General features: G+C 70.6%; 11 protein-coding genes and 1 pseudogene. 9 read left to right on the top strand and 3 right to left on the bottom strand.

The window, feature by feature from the left end:
• Window positions 1-51: 51 nt before the first annotated feature.
• Together cysW and ACFJIT_RS11290 are read left to right on the top strand one after the other, a co-directional pair.
• Window positions 52-903, top strand: a complete 852-nt coding sequence (gene cysW, locus ACFJIT_RS11295; protein WP_379655765.1) for a sulfate ABC transporter permease subunit CysW — start codon at window positions 52-54, stop codon at window positions 901-903.
• Between the two features lie 20 nt (window positions 904-923).
• Window positions 924-1967 carry a sulfate/molybdate ABC transporter ATP-binding protein gene (locus ACFJIT_RS11290; protein ID WP_379653664.1) on the top strand — a complete coding sequence of 348 codons (1044 nt, stop codon included), beginning with the start codon at window positions 924-926 and terminating at the stop codon, window positions 1965-1967.
• A 147-nt stretch (window positions 1968-2114) separates the two neighbouring features.
• On the opposite strand, the pseudogene tdh reads toward ACFJIT_RS11290, so the two are convergent.
• Window positions 2115-3150, bottom strand: a pseudogene (gene tdh / locus ACFJIT_RS11285) (L-threonine 3-dehydrogenase).
• A 97-nt stretch (window positions 3151-3247) separates the two neighbouring features.
• Window positions 3248-5554: a TonB-dependent receptor family protein gene (locus ACFJIT_RS11280; protein ID WP_379653663.1), complete on the bottom strand. Its 2307-nt coding sequence runs from the start codon at window positions 5552-5554 to the stop codon at window positions 3248-3250.
• Between the two features lie 166 nt (window positions 5555-5720).
• Between ACFJIT_RS11280 and ACFJIT_RS11275 the strand changes: the two genes are divergently transcribed.
• The 7 genes from ACFJIT_RS11275 to ACFJIT_RS11245 all read left to right on the top strand — a co-directional run bounded on the left by ACFJIT_RS11275 (window position 5721) and on the right by ACFJIT_RS11245 (window position 13905).
• Window positions 5721-7778 (top strand): phosphocholine-specific phospholipase C, encoded by a 2058-nt coding sequence (locus ACFJIT_RS11275; protein ID WP_379653662.1) that lies wholly within the window; start codon window positions 5721-5723, stop codon window positions 7776-7778.
• A 73-nt stretch (window positions 7779-7851) separates the two neighbouring features.
• On the top strand, window positions 7852-9126 hold the full coding sequence (gene folC / locus ACFJIT_RS11270; RefSeq protein WP_379653661.1) for a bifunctional tetrahydrofolate synthase/dihydrofolate synthase: 1275 nt from the start codon (window positions 7852-7854) through the stop codon (window positions 9124-9126).
• A 65-nt stretch (window positions 9127-9191) separates the two neighbouring features.
• A complete protein-coding gene (locus ACFJIT_RS11265) occupies window positions 9192-10199 on the top strand; it encodes an SPOR domain-containing protein (protein ID WP_379653660.1) in 1008 nt (335 codons plus the stop codon).
• 94 nt (window positions 10200-10293) lie between these two features.
• Window positions 10294-11070, top strand: coding sequence for a CvpA family protein (locus ACFJIT_RS11260; protein WP_130516079.1), 777 nt, complete (start codon window positions 10294-10296; stop codon window positions 11068-11070).
• Window positions 11071-11113: 43 nt separating this feature from the next.
• Window positions 11114-12583, top strand: a complete 1470-nt coding sequence (purF, locus tag ACFJIT_RS11255; protein ID WP_306993107.1) for an amidophosphoribosyltransferase — start codon at window positions 11114-11116, stop codon at window positions 12581-12583.
• A 15-nt stretch (window positions 12584-12598) separates the two neighbouring features.
• Window positions 12599-13087: a T6SS immunity protein Tdi1 domain-containing protein gene (locus ACFJIT_RS11250; protein ID WP_306993105.1), complete on the top strand. Its 489-nt coding sequence runs from the start codon at window positions 12599-12601 to the stop codon at window positions 13085-13087.
• Complete coding sequence (locus ACFJIT_RS11245) at window positions 13084-13905, top strand: ferritin-like domain-containing protein (RefSeq protein WP_379653659.1); 822 nt, start codon at window positions 13084-13086, stop codon at window positions 13903-13905. The genes ACFJIT_RS11250 and ACFJIT_RS11245 overlap by 4 nt, the downstream gene beginning before the upstream one ends.
• Window positions 13906-14071: 166 nt before the next feature.
• Here the strand turns inward: ACFJIT_RS11245 and lpxH are convergent, their stop codons facing one another.
• Complete coding sequence (lpxH, locus tag ACFJIT_RS11240; protein ID WP_130533677.1) at window positions 14072-14815, bottom strand: UDP-2,3-diacylglucosamine diphosphatase; 744 nt, start codon at window positions 14813-14815, stop codon at window positions 14072-14074.
• Window positions 14816-14869: the final 54 nt, after the last annotated feature.

The following is a 14869-nucleotide window of genomic DNA, read 5'->3' as shown; positions in this document are numbered from 1 at the left end:
GTGCCTGTGCCACGGCGCGCGCTGCGCGCGCCGACCACCGAGCCGGCGTGGATGAAGTGGACGCTGGTGGGGCTGGCGCTGCTGTTCCTGCTGTCCTTCCTGCTGTTGCCGCTGGTGCTGGTGTTCACCGAGGCGCTGCGCAGCGGGCTGCCGACCTTCCTCAAGGCGATCACCGACCGCGACGCGCTGGCAGCGATCCGGCTGACCCTGGTGGTGACCGCGATCGTGGTGCCGCTGAACCTGATCTTCGGCATCGCCGCGGCTTGGGCGGTGAGCAAGCACCGCTTCCCCGGCAAGCGCATCCTGGTCAGCCTGATCGACCTGCCGTTCGCCGTCTCGCCGGTGGTGGCCGGCCTGGTCTTCATGCTGATCTTCGGCCGCCAGGGCTGGGCCTGGCCGCTGATCGACGAGGGCTGGCGCGTGCATCTGCCGCTGTTGGGGGACACGCTGATCCAGCTGCCGAAGATCGTGTTCGCGCTGCCGGGCATCGTGCTGGCTACGACCTTCGTCACCTTCCCCTTCATCGCCCGCGAGCTGATGCCGCTGATGGAGCAGCAAGGCAGCGACGAGGAGCTGGCCGCGCTCAGCCTGGGCGCCAGCGGCTGGCAGACCTTCTGGCGCGTGACCCTGCCCAACATCCGCTGGGCGCTGCTGTACGGCGTGCTGCTGTGCGCGGCCAGGTCGATGGGCGAGTTCGGCGCGGTCTCGGTGGTGTCCGGGCACATCCGCGGGCGCACCAACACCTTGCCGCTGCACGTGGAAATCCTCTACAACGAATACGCCTACAGCGCGGCCTTCGCCGCCGCCTCCCTGCTGGCGCTGAGCGCGCTGGTCACCCTGGCGCTCAAGTCCTGGCTGGAGTGGCGCCACGGCGAGGCGCTGGCGGCCAGACACCGACACTGATTCAAGATCCGCAACAACCCATGGGCATCACGGTCGAACACCTCTCCAAGCGCTTCGGCGCCTTCGCCGCGCTGGACGCGATCGATCTGGACATCCGTCCGGGCGAGCTGCTGGCGCTGCTGGGCCCGTCCGGGTCGGGCAAGACCACGCTGCTGCGGGTGATCGCCGGGCTGGAGCATGCAGACGGCGGGCGCGTGCTGTTCGACGGCCAGGATGCCTCGGTGCTGCCGGTGCAGCAGCGCCAGGTGGGCGTGGTGTTCCAGCACTACGCGCTGTTCAAGCACATGCGGGTGGAGGAGAACATCGCCTTCGGCCTGAAGGTCCGGCGCGGCCGCGCGCGCTGGCCGAAGGCCCGGATCGCCGAGCGCGTGCGCGAGCTGCTCTCGCTGGTGCAGCTCGAGGGCTTGGGCGCGCGCTATCCCACCCAGCTCTCCGGCGGTCAGCGCCAGCGCGTGGCCCTGGCGCGCGCGCTGGCGATCGAGCCGAAGATGCTGCTGCTGGACGAGCCCTTCGGCGCGCTCGATGCCAAGGTGCGCCGCGACCTGCGCCGCTGGCTGCGCCAGGTGCACGAGGCGACCGGGGTGACCACCGTATTCGTCACCCACGACCAGGAAGAGGCGCTGGAGCTGGCCGACCGCGTGGCCATCCTCAACAAGGGCCGCATCGAACAGATCGGCACGCCGGCGCAGGTTTACGATCAGCCCGCGTCGGCCTTCGTCTACGGCTTCGTCGGCGAGGCCAACCGCCTGACGGGGGATAAGTCCGGCGAGGCGCTACGTGTCGGCGGGCTGGAATTGCCGGTGCCGCAGGGCGATGCGCTGGCCGACGGCGCGGTGGCGCTGTTCGTGCGTCCCCAGGATCTGCAGCCGGTCGCGCCCGGGCAGGGCGGCTGGCAGGCGCAGGTGGAGAGCGTGCAGCGCAGCGGTCCGCGCCAGCGCATCCATGCCCGTCTCGACGATGGCACGCCGCTGGAGCTGGAGCTGCCGGCCGCGACCGAAAGCGTGCAGGTGGGCGAGCGGGTCGGCCTGGTCCCGGCGCGCTGGGGCGCCTTCGCCGAGCGCTAGCCGGGCCTGCCGGTGCGCCGGCAGCGTGCGGATGAGTGAAAGCTGCTGTATGACCTGCGGATCGCCCACCCATGGCGTGCCTGCGGCATGCACATGAACGAAAAAGGCGCCTTGCGGCGCCTTTCGCGTGATGACCCGAGGCGGACCTCAGTTCCAGCTCAGCACGACCTTGCCGGCCTTGCCTTCCTCCATCAGGTCGAAGCCCTTCTGGAAGTCGTCGATCGGCAGCTGGTGCGTCAGCACCTTGCCCAGCGGGAAGCCGCTCAGCACCAGCTGGGTCATCTTGTACCAGGTCTCGTACATCTTGCGGCCGTAGATGCCCTGCACGGTCAGGCCCTTGAAGATGATCTTGTCCCAGTCGGCGCCGGCGCCGCGCGGGCATGATGCCGAGCATGGCGATCTTGCCGCCGTGGTACATGCAGTCGAGCATGTCGTTGAACGCGCGCGGGTTGCCGCTCATCTCCAGGCCGACGTCGAAGCCTTCCATGTGCAGGTCGGCCATCACGTCCTTGAGCGAGGTGTTGGCGACGTTGACCACGCGCGTGGCGCCCATGTCGGCGGCCAGCTTGAGGCGGAAGTCGTTGACGTCGGTGACCACCACGTTGCGCGCGCCGATGTGCTTGCAGATGCCGGCGGCGATGATGCCGATCGGGCCGGCGCCGGTGATCAGCACGTCCTCGCCGATCACGTCGAACTCCAGCGCGCAGTGCGCCGCGTTGCCGTAGGGGTCGAAGAACGCGGCCAGCTCGGAGGGGATCTGGTCGGGGATCGGCCACAGGTTGGAGGCCGGCATCACCATGTACTCGGCGAAGGCGCCGTTGACGTTGACGCCGATGCCGACCGTGTTGGGGCACAGGTGCGGACGTCCGCCGCGGCAGTTGCGGCAATGCCCGCAGACGATGTGGCCCTCGGCCGAGACGCGCTGGCCGACCTGGTAGCCGGTCACCGCCGAGCCCAGCTGCGCGATGCGGCCGACGAACTCATGGCCGATGGTCAGGCCCGGCTTGATGGTGCGCTGGCTCCACTCGTCCCACAGGTAGATATGCAGGTCGGTGCCGCAGATGGCGGTCTTCTCCAGTTTGACCAGCACCTCGTTGGGGCCGGGCACGGGCTTGGCGACCTGTTCCATCCAGATGCCCTTGCCCGCCTCGCGCTTGACCAGCGCTTTCATCGTGTCCGCCATGGTGCGTTGCAACCGAAGACAAAGAGGAGACCAATTATAAGCCGCGGCCCGGCGTGGACCTTTCATCCACGCCGGGCCGCCGTCCCCGCTTGCGCGATCAGAAGCGCGCGTCGACCGTGAAGAACACCTGGCGCGGGGCGCCGGCCATCAGGGTCTGGTTGTAGCCGTCCGGATCGGAGGCGACATAGCCGTTGGTGCCGGTGGTGGCGAAGTAGCGCTTGTCGGCCAGGTTGGTCACGTTGACCGAGACGTCCAGGCGGGAGAGCGCGCCGACCCGGCCGAAGTCGTAGCCGCCGCCGGCGTTGAACAGCCAGTAGCTGGGCACGCTGGAGTCGTTGAGGTAGGTGAGGTAGCGCTTGTCGGTGTACTTGCCGTCGATCGAGGCGTGCCAGCCGTCCTGCCGCCAGGACAGGCTGGAGGAGAACATCCATTCCGGCAGGCCGACGACCTGCTTGCCCTTGGTCGCCACCACGCCGTTGTTGAGGTAGTCGTCCTGGTACTTGGAGCGGTTCCAGGACAGGGTGTTGAGCCAGCTCAGCCCGTCGATCGGCTTCCACACCAGGGCCAGGTCGACGCCGCTGCTGTCCACCTCGCCGACGTTGCTCAGGATCGCCGAGCAGGTCTGGATGGCGCTGCACGGGGAGATGGTCAGCAGGCGGTTGGAGAAGCGCGTGTAGTAGGCGCCGACCGAGGCCTCGTAGCGCTCGCCGTGGGTACGCCAGCCGGCCTGCACGGTCTGCGACTGCTCCGGGTCCAGGGTGTTCTTGAGCTGGTTGAACGTGGCCTGGTTGGTGGCGAACGGGCTGTAGCCGAAGGCGGCGATGTTCTTGCTGTAGGAGGCGTAGACGTCCTGCGCCTCGTCGAGCTTGTAGCTGATGCCGACCTGCGGCAGGAAGTGGTCGTCGGCCTTGATCGTGCCCTGCGCATAGCTGCTGCTGGGCACCAGCGAGCGCGCCTGGATCTGCGTGCTCACCGCTTTTGCGCCGAAGTTGAGGCTCAGCCGGTCGTCGAGCAGGCGCAGGGTGTCCTGCGCGTAGGCCATGCGCGTGCGGATCTGGTACTTCTGCAGGAACTGGCGGTAGAACGGGTCGCCGGCCTCGTAGAAGTTGAACATGGAAGTGAACGGCCCACCCAGCTGGAAGTAATTGCGCTCCTGGGTGTTCTGCGCGTTCTCGGCCCAGCCGCCCAGCTCGATCTCGTTGATGCCGATGTTGAACTTCAGCGCGGCGGTGCCGCCGAAGCGGTCCAGGCCGTAGTCGGTGGTGCGCATGGACAGCGGCACGCTGGCCGAGGTCGGCACGTAGGGCGTGACCCATTGCCCCTCGCCGCGGTCGCCGTGGTAGTAGCCGGTCACGTCCAGCGAAACGGCGGGACTGAAGACGAAACTGCCGGCCAGCGCGACCAGGGTGTCGTCGCGCAGGCCGGCGCCCCAGTAGTAGGTGGCGTCCAGCCAGTCGTAGTCGGCCGGCAGGCCGGCCAGCGAGGCCGGGTAACCGTTGGCCACGCCGGCATAGGTGCCGGTGCGCTGGTAGGCGCGCGCCATCTGCGCGGCGGTGGCCCAGTCCGGCACCAGGTAGTCGTAGTCCCAGCCCAGCACCTTCTGGCTGGTCAGCGACAGGTCCATGTAGTCCTGTTCCTTGCGCCGCGACTTGTCCACGAACAGGCTCACGCGGTTGCCCTCGCCCCAGGCGTACAGCGCCTTGGCGTTGAACTGCTCGTAGCGCTGGCTGCCGTCGCCCTTCCACTTGTCCATGTCCGAATCGGCATAGGCCACGTAGGCCGACAGGCCGTTGTGCTCGCCGGTGTCCAGGCGCGCATAGGTGCGGCTGGCGTTGCGGTCGCCGACGGTCTGCGAGAAGCGCCCGCCGAACTCGGTCTCCGGATCGGCCGAGTAGAACTGCAGCGTGCCGCCCAGGTTGCTGTTGGAGGCCGTGCCCAGCGCGCCGGCGCCCTGCGCCAGTTCGACCGAGGCGATGTTCTCGGAGAGGATGGCGCGGGTGATGGACAGGCCGTTGGTGACGCCGTAGCTCATGTTGCCCAGCGGCACGCCGTCCAGGGTGAAGCCCAGGCGGCTCTGGTCGAAGCCGTGCAGGTAGATCGCGGTGGACCATTCGTAGGCGCCGGTGGCGTCGGCCGACTGGAACTGCACGCCGGGCAGCTTGTCGATCGCCTTCAGTGCGCTGCTGCCGGCGGGCAGGCGCTCGATGTCCTGCTGGTTGACGCGCTGCACCTGGCGGGTCGCGCCGCGCGCGACCACCGAGACCGCGTCGAGCTGCTTGGCATCGGCCGGGGCCGCCTCGGCCGCGTCGGCCGGCGGGTCGGCGGCCTGGGCCAGGCCGGAGATGGAGCAGAGCAGGGCGAGCGCCAGGGCGCTGCGGCGCGGCGTGGGAATCGAAAGTGACATCGGTGAAAGCCGTGAGGGAGGAGGCGGCGGAACGGTGTCACCGATTCATGAAGTTGCGATGACGAGGCGATGACGTCCCGGATGTCGTGCGCCTGACAAACATCTGGCGTATACCGCTGGGCGGCCGGCATTGCGCCGGGCTTTCTTTCGTTTCCGAGATGTCGGTATGCACAAACTTTCGCGTCGCGATTTCCTGCAGCGCCTCTCGGCGCTGACCGCCGCCGGCCTGCTGCCTGCCTCCATCGGCCGCGCGCTGGCGCTGCCGGCGCAGGCGCGCAGCGGCACGCTGACGGACATGGAGCATGTGGTGATCCTGATGCAGGAGAACCGCGCCTTCGATCATTACTTCGGCACGTTGCGCGGGGTGCGCGGCTTCGACGATCCGCGCCCGCTGCGGCTGCGCGATGGCGCGCCGGTATGGCAACAGCGCCAGGACGGCGGCGCGCCCGTGCTGCCCTTCCACCTGGACACGCGCGCCACCAGCGCGGCGGTGATGAAGAGCCTGGACCACAACTGGAAAGGCGCGCGCGGCCAGGACGCCGCGCGCTGGCAGCAGTACGACTGCTGGGTGCCGTACAAGGGCGCGCTGAGCATGGGGCATCTGCAGCGCGCGGACATCCCGTTCTATCACGCGCTGGCCGATGCCTTCACCGTGTGCGATGGCTATTTCTGCTCGCTGCACGGGCCGACCAATCCCAACCGCATGTATCTGTTCACTGGCAGCAGCGGGCTGAGCGTGGGCAACGACGGCGATCAGGCGGTGGACAACGTGGACGATGGCAACTGGACCGCGGACATGAAGCGAGACCGGGCCGATTTCGTCGGCCTGCGCTGGACCACCTATGCCGAACGCCTGCAGGAGGCCGGCATCGACTGGCGCGTCTACCAGGAGTACGACAATTACGGCGACAACCCGCTGTCCTCGTTCGCGCGCTTCCGCGCGATGGACGTGCGGGACCCGCTGTACAAGCGCGGGCGCGGGATCGTGCCCGGTTCCGAGGCCGGCAATGCGCAGCACAGCACCGCCCAGCACCTGGTCGATGCCTTCGCCGCCGATGTGCGCGATGGGAAGCTGCCGCAGGTGTCGTGGATCGTCGCGCCGTATCCGTACAGCGAGCATCCCGAGGCCACGCCGGCCCATGGCGAGTCGCTGGCCTCGCGCATCCTCGATGCGCTCACCGCGGTGCCCGAGGTCTGGGCCCGGACCTGCCTGATCATCAACTACGACGAGAACGACGGCTTCTTCGACCACGTGCCCGCGCCGCTGCCGGCGCTGGACGCGCGCATGGGCGCCAGCCAGGTCGAGGTGCGCGGCGAGAACTACAAGGGCACGCCGGTCGGCCTGGGCGTGCGCGTGCCGATGACGGTGGTCTCGCCGTGGACGCGCGGGGGCTGGGTCGATTCGCAGGTGTTCGATCACACCTCGGTGCTGCGCCTGCTGGAGGCGCGCTTCGGCGTGGCCGAGCCGAACATCAGCCCGTGGCGGCGCGCGGTGGCCGGCGATCTGACCAGCGTGTTCGACTTCGCCACGCCCGACGACTCGGCGCTCTCGGCCCTGCCGTCCACCGCCGACTACCTGCAGCGCATGCAGGCCGCCGCGCGCCAGCCCGCGCCGGTGGTGCCGGTGCCGGGTGCGCAGCCGAAGCAGGAGCCCGGCCAGCGCCCGGCGCGCGCCCTGCCGTACGCGTTGCAGGTGCACGCGCGCCACGGCGAGGACGGGCTGCGCCTGGTCTTCGTCAACGACGGGCCGGCGGCGGCGGTGTTCAACGTCTACGCCGACGGCGGCGCGGCCGGGCCCTGGTACTACACGGTGCTGCCGGGCCGCACGCTGGAGGACGCGCCGCATGCGCTGCCGGCCGGCGCCTACGCGCTGGCGGTGCACGGGCCGAACGGCTTCCTGCGCGAGTTCGCCGGCGAGGGCCATGCCGCGCCGCTGGTCGAGGCCACCCAGGACGGCGAGACGCTGGTGCTGCAGCTGTCCAATCCCACGCGCACGCCGGTCGCCCTGCAGCTGCGCGCGCTGGACTACGCCGACCCGGCGCCGCGCAGGATCAGCTTGCGCCCGGGCGAGCGACAGACCGTGCGCATCGAGGTGGCCCAGTCCGACCACTGGTACGACCTGGAGCTCACCCAGCCAGGCGGCGCCTTCCGCCGCCGTCTGGCCGGGCACCTGGAAACCGGCCGCCCCAGCCGCAGCGACCCGGCGATCGGGCGGGTGAGCTGAACGCAGCGGGTGCGCTTCGCGGCGCGGGCGGGGTGCGGTCACAATGGCGCCCCCCAACGCCCCGTACCGCCCGATGTCCGTCCCTGTCTCCCGTTCCCTGGCCGATTGGCTCAGCTACATCCAGGCCCAGCATCCCAGCGCCATCGAACTGGGCCTGGAGCGCGTGCGCGCGGTGGCCGAGGCGATGGGCCTGGGCAAGCCGGCGCGCCAGGTCGTCACGGTCGGCGGCACCAACGGCAAGGGCTCGACCGTGGCCTTCCTCGAGGCCATCGCCCGCGCCGGCGGCTGGAAGGTCGGCGCCTACACCTCGCCGCATCTGCGGCGCTACAACGAGCGGGTGCGCATCGACGGCGTGGAGGCCGACGACGCGGCGCTGGTCGAGGGGTTCGAGGCGGTCGAGGCCGCGCGCGGCCACACCCCGCTGACCTATTTCGAATACGGCACGCTGGCCGCGCTGTGGCTGTTCCAGCGCGCCGGGTTGGACCTGGCCGTGCTGGAAGTCGGCCTGGGCGGCCGGCTCGATGCCGTCAACGTGATCGACCCGGACGTGGCGGTGATCACCACCGTGGACATCGACCACACCGACTGGCTGGGCGCCGACCGCGAGGCCATCGGCAAGGAGAAGGCCGGCATCGCCCGGCCGTGGACGCCGCTGGTGCTGGGCGAGGTCACCGCGCCCTCCAGCGTGCTCGGCCACGCCTACGCCATCGGCGCGGCGGTGATCCAGCTGGGCAACGACTTCTTCCACGAGGCGGCCGAGGACGGCCAGTGGCGCTGGCGCGAGGTCGGCACCGAGCTGCTGCTGCCGGCGCTGCCGCTGGACGCGCCGGCCCAGCGCGCCAACGCCGCCACCGCGATCGCCGCGCTGCGCGCGCTGCCCGAGGAGCTGCCGGCCAGCGCCTTCGCCGCCGGCATCGCCCAGGCGCGCGTGCCCGGGCGCCTGCAGCGGCTGGAGCGCGCGGGCATCGAGATCCGCCTGGACGTGGGCCACAACCCCCAGGCCGCGCGCGAACTGGCCGCGTTCCTGGACCGGCACCCGGCGCGCACGCTGGCGGTCTACGCCGCGCTGTCGGACAAGGACGCCGCCGGCGTGGCCGCCGCACTGGCGGGACGCGTGGCGCGCTGGTTCCTGGCCGGGCTGGAGCCGGGCACGCCGCGCGGGCAGGACGCCGACGCGCTCGCCGCGCGCCTGGCCGGCACGCCAGCCGCGGCGGGTGAACGTTTCGCCGGCATCGCCGAGGCGCTGCACGCCGCGCTCGAGGCCGCCGCGCCGGGCGAGCGCGTGCTGGTGTTCGGCTCGTTCCATACCGTGGCCGAGGCGCTGGCGGTGCTGGATTCAGGCGCATGAGGAAAGCGCCGCGGCGCGCGCGCTTATAATTCGCCACTTCATCACCAAAGCCGTCGCCCAAGACGATGGATACCGCTTTGAGAAACCGCATCATCGGCGCCATCGTCCTGGTCGCCCTGGCCGTCATCTTCCTGCCCATGCTGATCAAGGGCCCCGCCAGCGACAGCGGCGTCTCGGATGTCTCCACCGATGTGCCCAAGGCGCCGGAGGGCCAGTTCGAGACCCGCGACCTGCCGCTGGTGACCCCCGGCCAGCCCGGCGCCAACGGCGCCACCGGCATGCCCGCCCAGGCCAAGCCGGCCACCGAGACGCTGACCCCGGCCGACGCGCCCAAGCCGGCCACCAACGCCCAGGGCCTGCCGTTGGCCACCGCCGGCGGCGACTACGCGGTGACCTTCGGCGCCTACGCCAGCCAGGCCGATGCCGATGTGGTCATCGACCGCCTGCGCCAGTCCGGGCTCGAGGCCTTCCGCCAGGAGGCCACCATCGGCGGCAAGCCGGCCTGGCGCGTGCGCGTGGGGCCGTACGCCGACCGCGCGCAGGCCGAGATCGCGCGTCTGGCCGCGGTCAAGGTGCGCAGCGACGTCAAGGCCGAGGTGATCGCGCTGGACGCTGGCCGCGACGCGCCGGCCACCGCGCCCGCGGCCTCCACGCCGCCTGCGGCCACGCCCAATCCCGACGCGGCCCAGCTGGCCTCCGAGGCGCCGCCGGCGGCCAAGCCCGCGCCCGCGGCCAAGCCTGAACCGGCCGCCAAGCCGGCGCCGACGCCGGCCAAGCCGGCCGCGCCGGTCGAATCCAAGCCCCCGGTCGCCGCCGTGCCCAAGCCGGCCGCCACCGGCGTGGGCTTCGCCGTGCAGGTCGGCGCGTTCGGCAAGGAAGCCGATGCCAACGGCCTGCGCGACAAGCTGCGCGGCAACGGCTTCAGCGCCTTCGTCGAGCCGGTGTCCACCGACAGCGGCCGGCTGTTCCGGGTGCGGGTCGGGCCGGTGTCCACCCGCGCCGAGGCCGACCAGCTCAAGGCGCAGGTCGCCGCGCGCAACGGCCTGACCGGCATCGTCCGCCCGCATCCTTAGACGCCTTGAAGGACGCCGGTTGGTCCAGGGAGGAAGACCGATGACTTCGAAGCGCGCCAATCCGTCCATCTCTTCACGGCGCCGGGAGTAGCCCGTGATCGACCTGGTGCTGGGCACGGTGATCGTGGTGTCCACCCTGCTGGGGCTGCTGCGCGGCTTTGTCGGGATCGTGGTCGGCACCCTGTCCTGGGTGCTGGCGGGCCTGGCGGCCTTCCTGTTCGGCGACCGCGCGGCGCGCCAGTTCGCCGACGGCGGGACGCCGGGCATGACCGACTACCTGGGCGGTTACGCGCTGACCTTCGTCGGGGTGATGATCGTGGTGGCGCTGATCGGCATGGTGATCAAGGCCTCGGTGCGCAACACCAGCCTCTCGGGCGTGGACCGCCTGGCCGGCGGCGGGCTGGGGCTGGTGCGCGGCGGGTTCTTCGCCTGTGTGCTGGTGCTGCTGCTGTCCTTCACCCCGCTGCCGCACGAGGCGGCCTGGCGCCAGTCGCATCTGATGCCCCTGATCGCGCCCGGCGCGGCCTGGATGCGCGCGCAGCTGCCGGAACTGTCCGTGCCGCAAATGCCGGCGATGCCCGATCTGCGGGACATGAACGTGGACCGGTTACGCAACCTGGATCTCAACAATCCGGCCTTGTCAGGCGATAATGGCGCCCTCAACGACAAGTTCCAGCAGGCGGCCGCGCAGCTGCCGCAACTCGGGCAGACGGTGTCCGAGGCTCTGAAGGGCGACGGCGGACGCAGTGCCGGCCGCTGGCCCCAGCCCCTTGAAGACCCCGCACCGGGCGATCCGGCCCAGGTGCATCCCAACGAAGGCGACCCGGCGCGGGTCGTGCCAACGCCCAAGGGCCAGGAACGGTCGCGCTAGTTTCGTCACGTCACCTCGCAGCAAACCCGAGCGGAGAACACCCATGTGCGGCATCGTCGGAATCGTCGGTACCCAGAACGTCGCTGGCCAGCTCTATGACGGCCTGACAGTGCTGCAGCACCGCGGCCAGGATGCCGCCGGCATCGCCACGGCCAACGGCACCCGCCTGCGCGTGCAGAAGGCCAACGGCCTGGTGCGGGATGTGTTCGACGAAAAGCGCATGGCCGTGCTGGAAGGCCGCGTGGGCATCGCCCACTGCCGCTATCCGACCGCCGGTTCGGAGGGCATGGACGAGGCGCAGCCGTTCTACGTCAACTCGCCCTACGGCATCGCCCTGGCGCACAACGGCAACCTGACCAACACCGAGGCGCTGCGCCAGCAGGTGTTCGAGGCCGATCGCCGCAACATCAACACCGACTCGGACAGCGAGGTGCTGCTGAACGTGTTCGCCCACGAGCTGGACGCCCAGCGCATGCTCACTCCCGAGGCGGCGATCCGCGCGGTGGCCGGCGTGCACCGGCGCTGCCGCGGCGGCTACGCGGTGGTCAGCGTGGTGCTGGGCCTGGGCCTGGTGGCCTTCCGCGACCCGCACGGCATCCGTCCGCTGGTGCTGGGCAAGCGCGAGAGCGTGGAGGGCGACGAATACATCGTGGCCTCCGAATCGGCGGTGCTGGACATCCTGGGCTTCGCGCGCGTGCGCGACGTGCGCCCGGGCGAGGCGCTGGTGGTCACCGCGCGCGGCGAGCTGTTCTCCGAGATCTGCGCGACCAGCACCGAGCACGCGCCGTGCATCTTCGAGTACGTGTACTTCGCCCGGCCCGATTCGATGATCGACAACGTCTCGGTGCACAAGGCGCGCATGCGCATGGGCATGAAGCTGGGCGAGAAGATCCTGCGCCTGCGGCCCGACCACGACATCGACACCATCATCCCGATCCCCGACACCTCGCGCGATGCGGCGCTGGAGATCTCCAACGTGCTGGGCGTGAAGTACCGCGAGGGCTTCGTCAAGAACCGCTACGTCGGCCGCACCTTCATCATGCCGGGGCAGGGCGAGCGCACCAAGTCCGTGCGCCGCAAGCTCAACCCGATCCATCTGGAGTTCCGCAACCGCGTGGTGCTGCTGGTCGACGACTCGATCGTGCGCGGCACCACCAGCCGCCAGATCGTGCAGATGGCGCGCGACGCCGGCGCGCGCAAGGTCTACCTGGCCAGCGCCGCGCCGCCGGTGCGCCATCCCAACATCTACGGCATCGACATGCCGGCCGCCGAGGAGCTGGTCGCCCACGGCCGCACCGAGCAGGAGATCGAGGAATTCCTCGGCTGCGACTGGCTGATCTACCAGGACCTGGACGATCTGGAAACGGCCGTGCGCGAGGGCAACCCGCAGCTCAAGCGCTTCGATTCCTCGTGCTTCGACGGCGACTACGTGACCGGCATCGATCCGGGCTATTTCGAGCGCATCCAGCAGCTGCGCTCGGACGAGGCCAAGCGCAAGCGCCGCGCGGTCTGAGGCCGCGTCGCGTCGATGGCGATCACCCTGGAAGACCTGTGCGTGGCGCTGGGCGAGGACATCGATCGCGCCACGCTGCTGACCGACTGGGCCTGGCTGACCGGCGGCGGCATGCAGCCGCTGATGCTCAGCGTGGCTGGCGATGCGTTCGTGCAGGCCCGGCAGGAACAGGCCGTGTATTTCCTGGACTGCGTCGACGGCGTGCTGGAGAAGGTCGCCGACGATCTGCCTGAGTTCCTGCAGCGGCTGGGCGATGCCGAGTTCGTCGCGCACTGCTTCCGCTTCGACCTGGTCGCGCCGCGGCTGCGCGCCGGCGAGGCGCTGGCCGCGGGCCAGGTCTGGGCCTTCCGCCTGCCGCCGGTCCTGGGCGGCGCGCGCAGCAGCGAGGCGCTGGAGCCGACCGATCTGAAGGCCTACCTGTCGCTGACCGGACAGCTGCACGCGCAGGTCGCCTCGCTGCCGCCGGGCGTGACCGTCGACGATCTCTCCCACGCGCTCGAATGAGCGCGGCGGTCGCGAGCCCCGCGCGCGAGCTGTTCGCCGCGGCGCGCCAGTGCCTGGACGCGGCCGATCCGGCCGAGAAGGTCGCCCTGACCCAGCGCTACGCGGCGGCCTTCGCGCGCGGCGAGCTGCCGCTGCCCGAGGACGCGCCGCCGCCCGATCCGATCCGCATGCCCGGCCGCCCGCCGCGACCGCGGCTGGTGCATCCGCGCGAAGTGCCCAAGCGCGGCCTGGGCAGCGTGGAGGGGCGCGCGGCCTTCGTCCATGCCATCGCCCATATCGAACTCAATGCCATCGACCTGGGCTGGGACGCGGTCTACCGCTTCCGCGGCCTGCCGCCGGCGTTCTACGCCGACTGGGTGGGCGTGGCCCACGACGAGTCGCGCCACTTCATGCTGCTGCGCACACGGCTGCAGGCGCTGGGCTACGACTACGGCGACTTCGACGCGCATCACGGCCTGTGGGAGATGTGCGAGAAGACCGCCCAAGACGGCCTGGCGCGCATGGCCCTGGTGCCGCGCGTGCTGGAGGCGCGTGGGCTCGACGTCACCCCGGGCATGATCGGCAAGCTGCGAGCGTTGGGCGATGCGCAGACCGTCGCGATCCTGGAGCTGATCCTGCGCGAGGAAGTGGCGCACGTGGCGGCCGGCTCGCGTTGGTACCGCTGGTACTGCGCCCGCGAGGGCGTCGAGCCGCGCGCGCGCTTCCGCGAACTGCTGCGCCAGTACGCCGGCGGCTACCTGCGCGGCCCGTTCAATCTGGAGGCCCGCCTGCAGGCCGGCTTCGACGAGGACGAGCTGGCGGCGCTGGAAGCGCCCTGAGCCCGAGCGCGTTGGGGAAATGCGATGGAGTGAGACCCCCCTGTAGAGCGGAGCTTGCTCCGCTGGAGCCTTCCTCACGAACCGAACGAAGAGCAGCGGAGCAAGCTCCGCTCTACAGGCGGGCCGGGAGAGTTGTGGAGACAGTTGCTCCCGCCAAACTTCGCCGCTATTGCACCGGCAGCGACTGCAGGTCGTAGCCCTGCGGCGTCACCCGCAGCACCGAGCCCTGCTCGTACCAGTCGCCCAGCACGATGCGGGTGCAGGCCTTTCCGTCGACGGTGAGTTCGTGCACGGCCGGGCGATGGGTGTGGCCATGGATCATGCGCGTCAGGCCGTAGCGCACGAAGCTGGTCTCGACCTCGGCCGGGGTGACGTCGGTCAGCGTCTCGAACTTGGCGCTGTCGTTCTTCATGCCGCCCTGATGCGCGGCGCTGGCCGCACGGGCCTGCGCGGCGAAGGCGATGCGCGCGGCCAGCGGCTGGGCCAGCATATGCGCCTGCCAGGCCGGATTGCGGGTCTGCGCGCGCACCTGCTGGTAGGCCACGTCCGAGGTGCACAGCAGATCGCCGTGCAGCAGCAGCACCGGCTCGCCGTAGAGTTCGACCACGGCCGGGTCGGGCAGCAAACGCATGCCGCAGCGCTCGGCGTAGTCCTGGCCGAGCAGGAAGTCGCGGTTGCCGTGGATGAAGAACACCGCCACGCCCGCCTCGCTGACCGCGCGCAGCCCCTGGGCGACCTGGGTGGCCAGCTCGGAGGGGTCGTCGTCGCCCACCCAGGCCTCGAACAGGTCGCCCAGGATGTACAGCGCCTCGGCCTGCAGCGCCTCCTGGCGCAGGAACCGCAGGAACAGGTCGGTGATGGCCGGACGGCTGGCGTCCAGGTGCAGGTCGGAGATGAACAGCGTGGTCATCGGCGCATGATACCGGCCCGGCCGCGTGGCGCCGGGTAAAATGGCGGCCATTCC

It is taken from the genome of Pseudoxanthomonas sp. UC19_8, assembly GCF_042700505.1.
In the GTDB taxonomy this organism is placed as follows: Bacteria; Pseudomonadota; Gammaproteobacteria; order Xanthomonadales; family Xanthomonadaceae; genus Pseudoxanthomonas_A; species Pseudoxanthomonas_A winnipegensis.
Note: the sequence above shows the minus strand (reverse complement) of the source record. Positions and strands in the feature narration are given on the sequence as shown.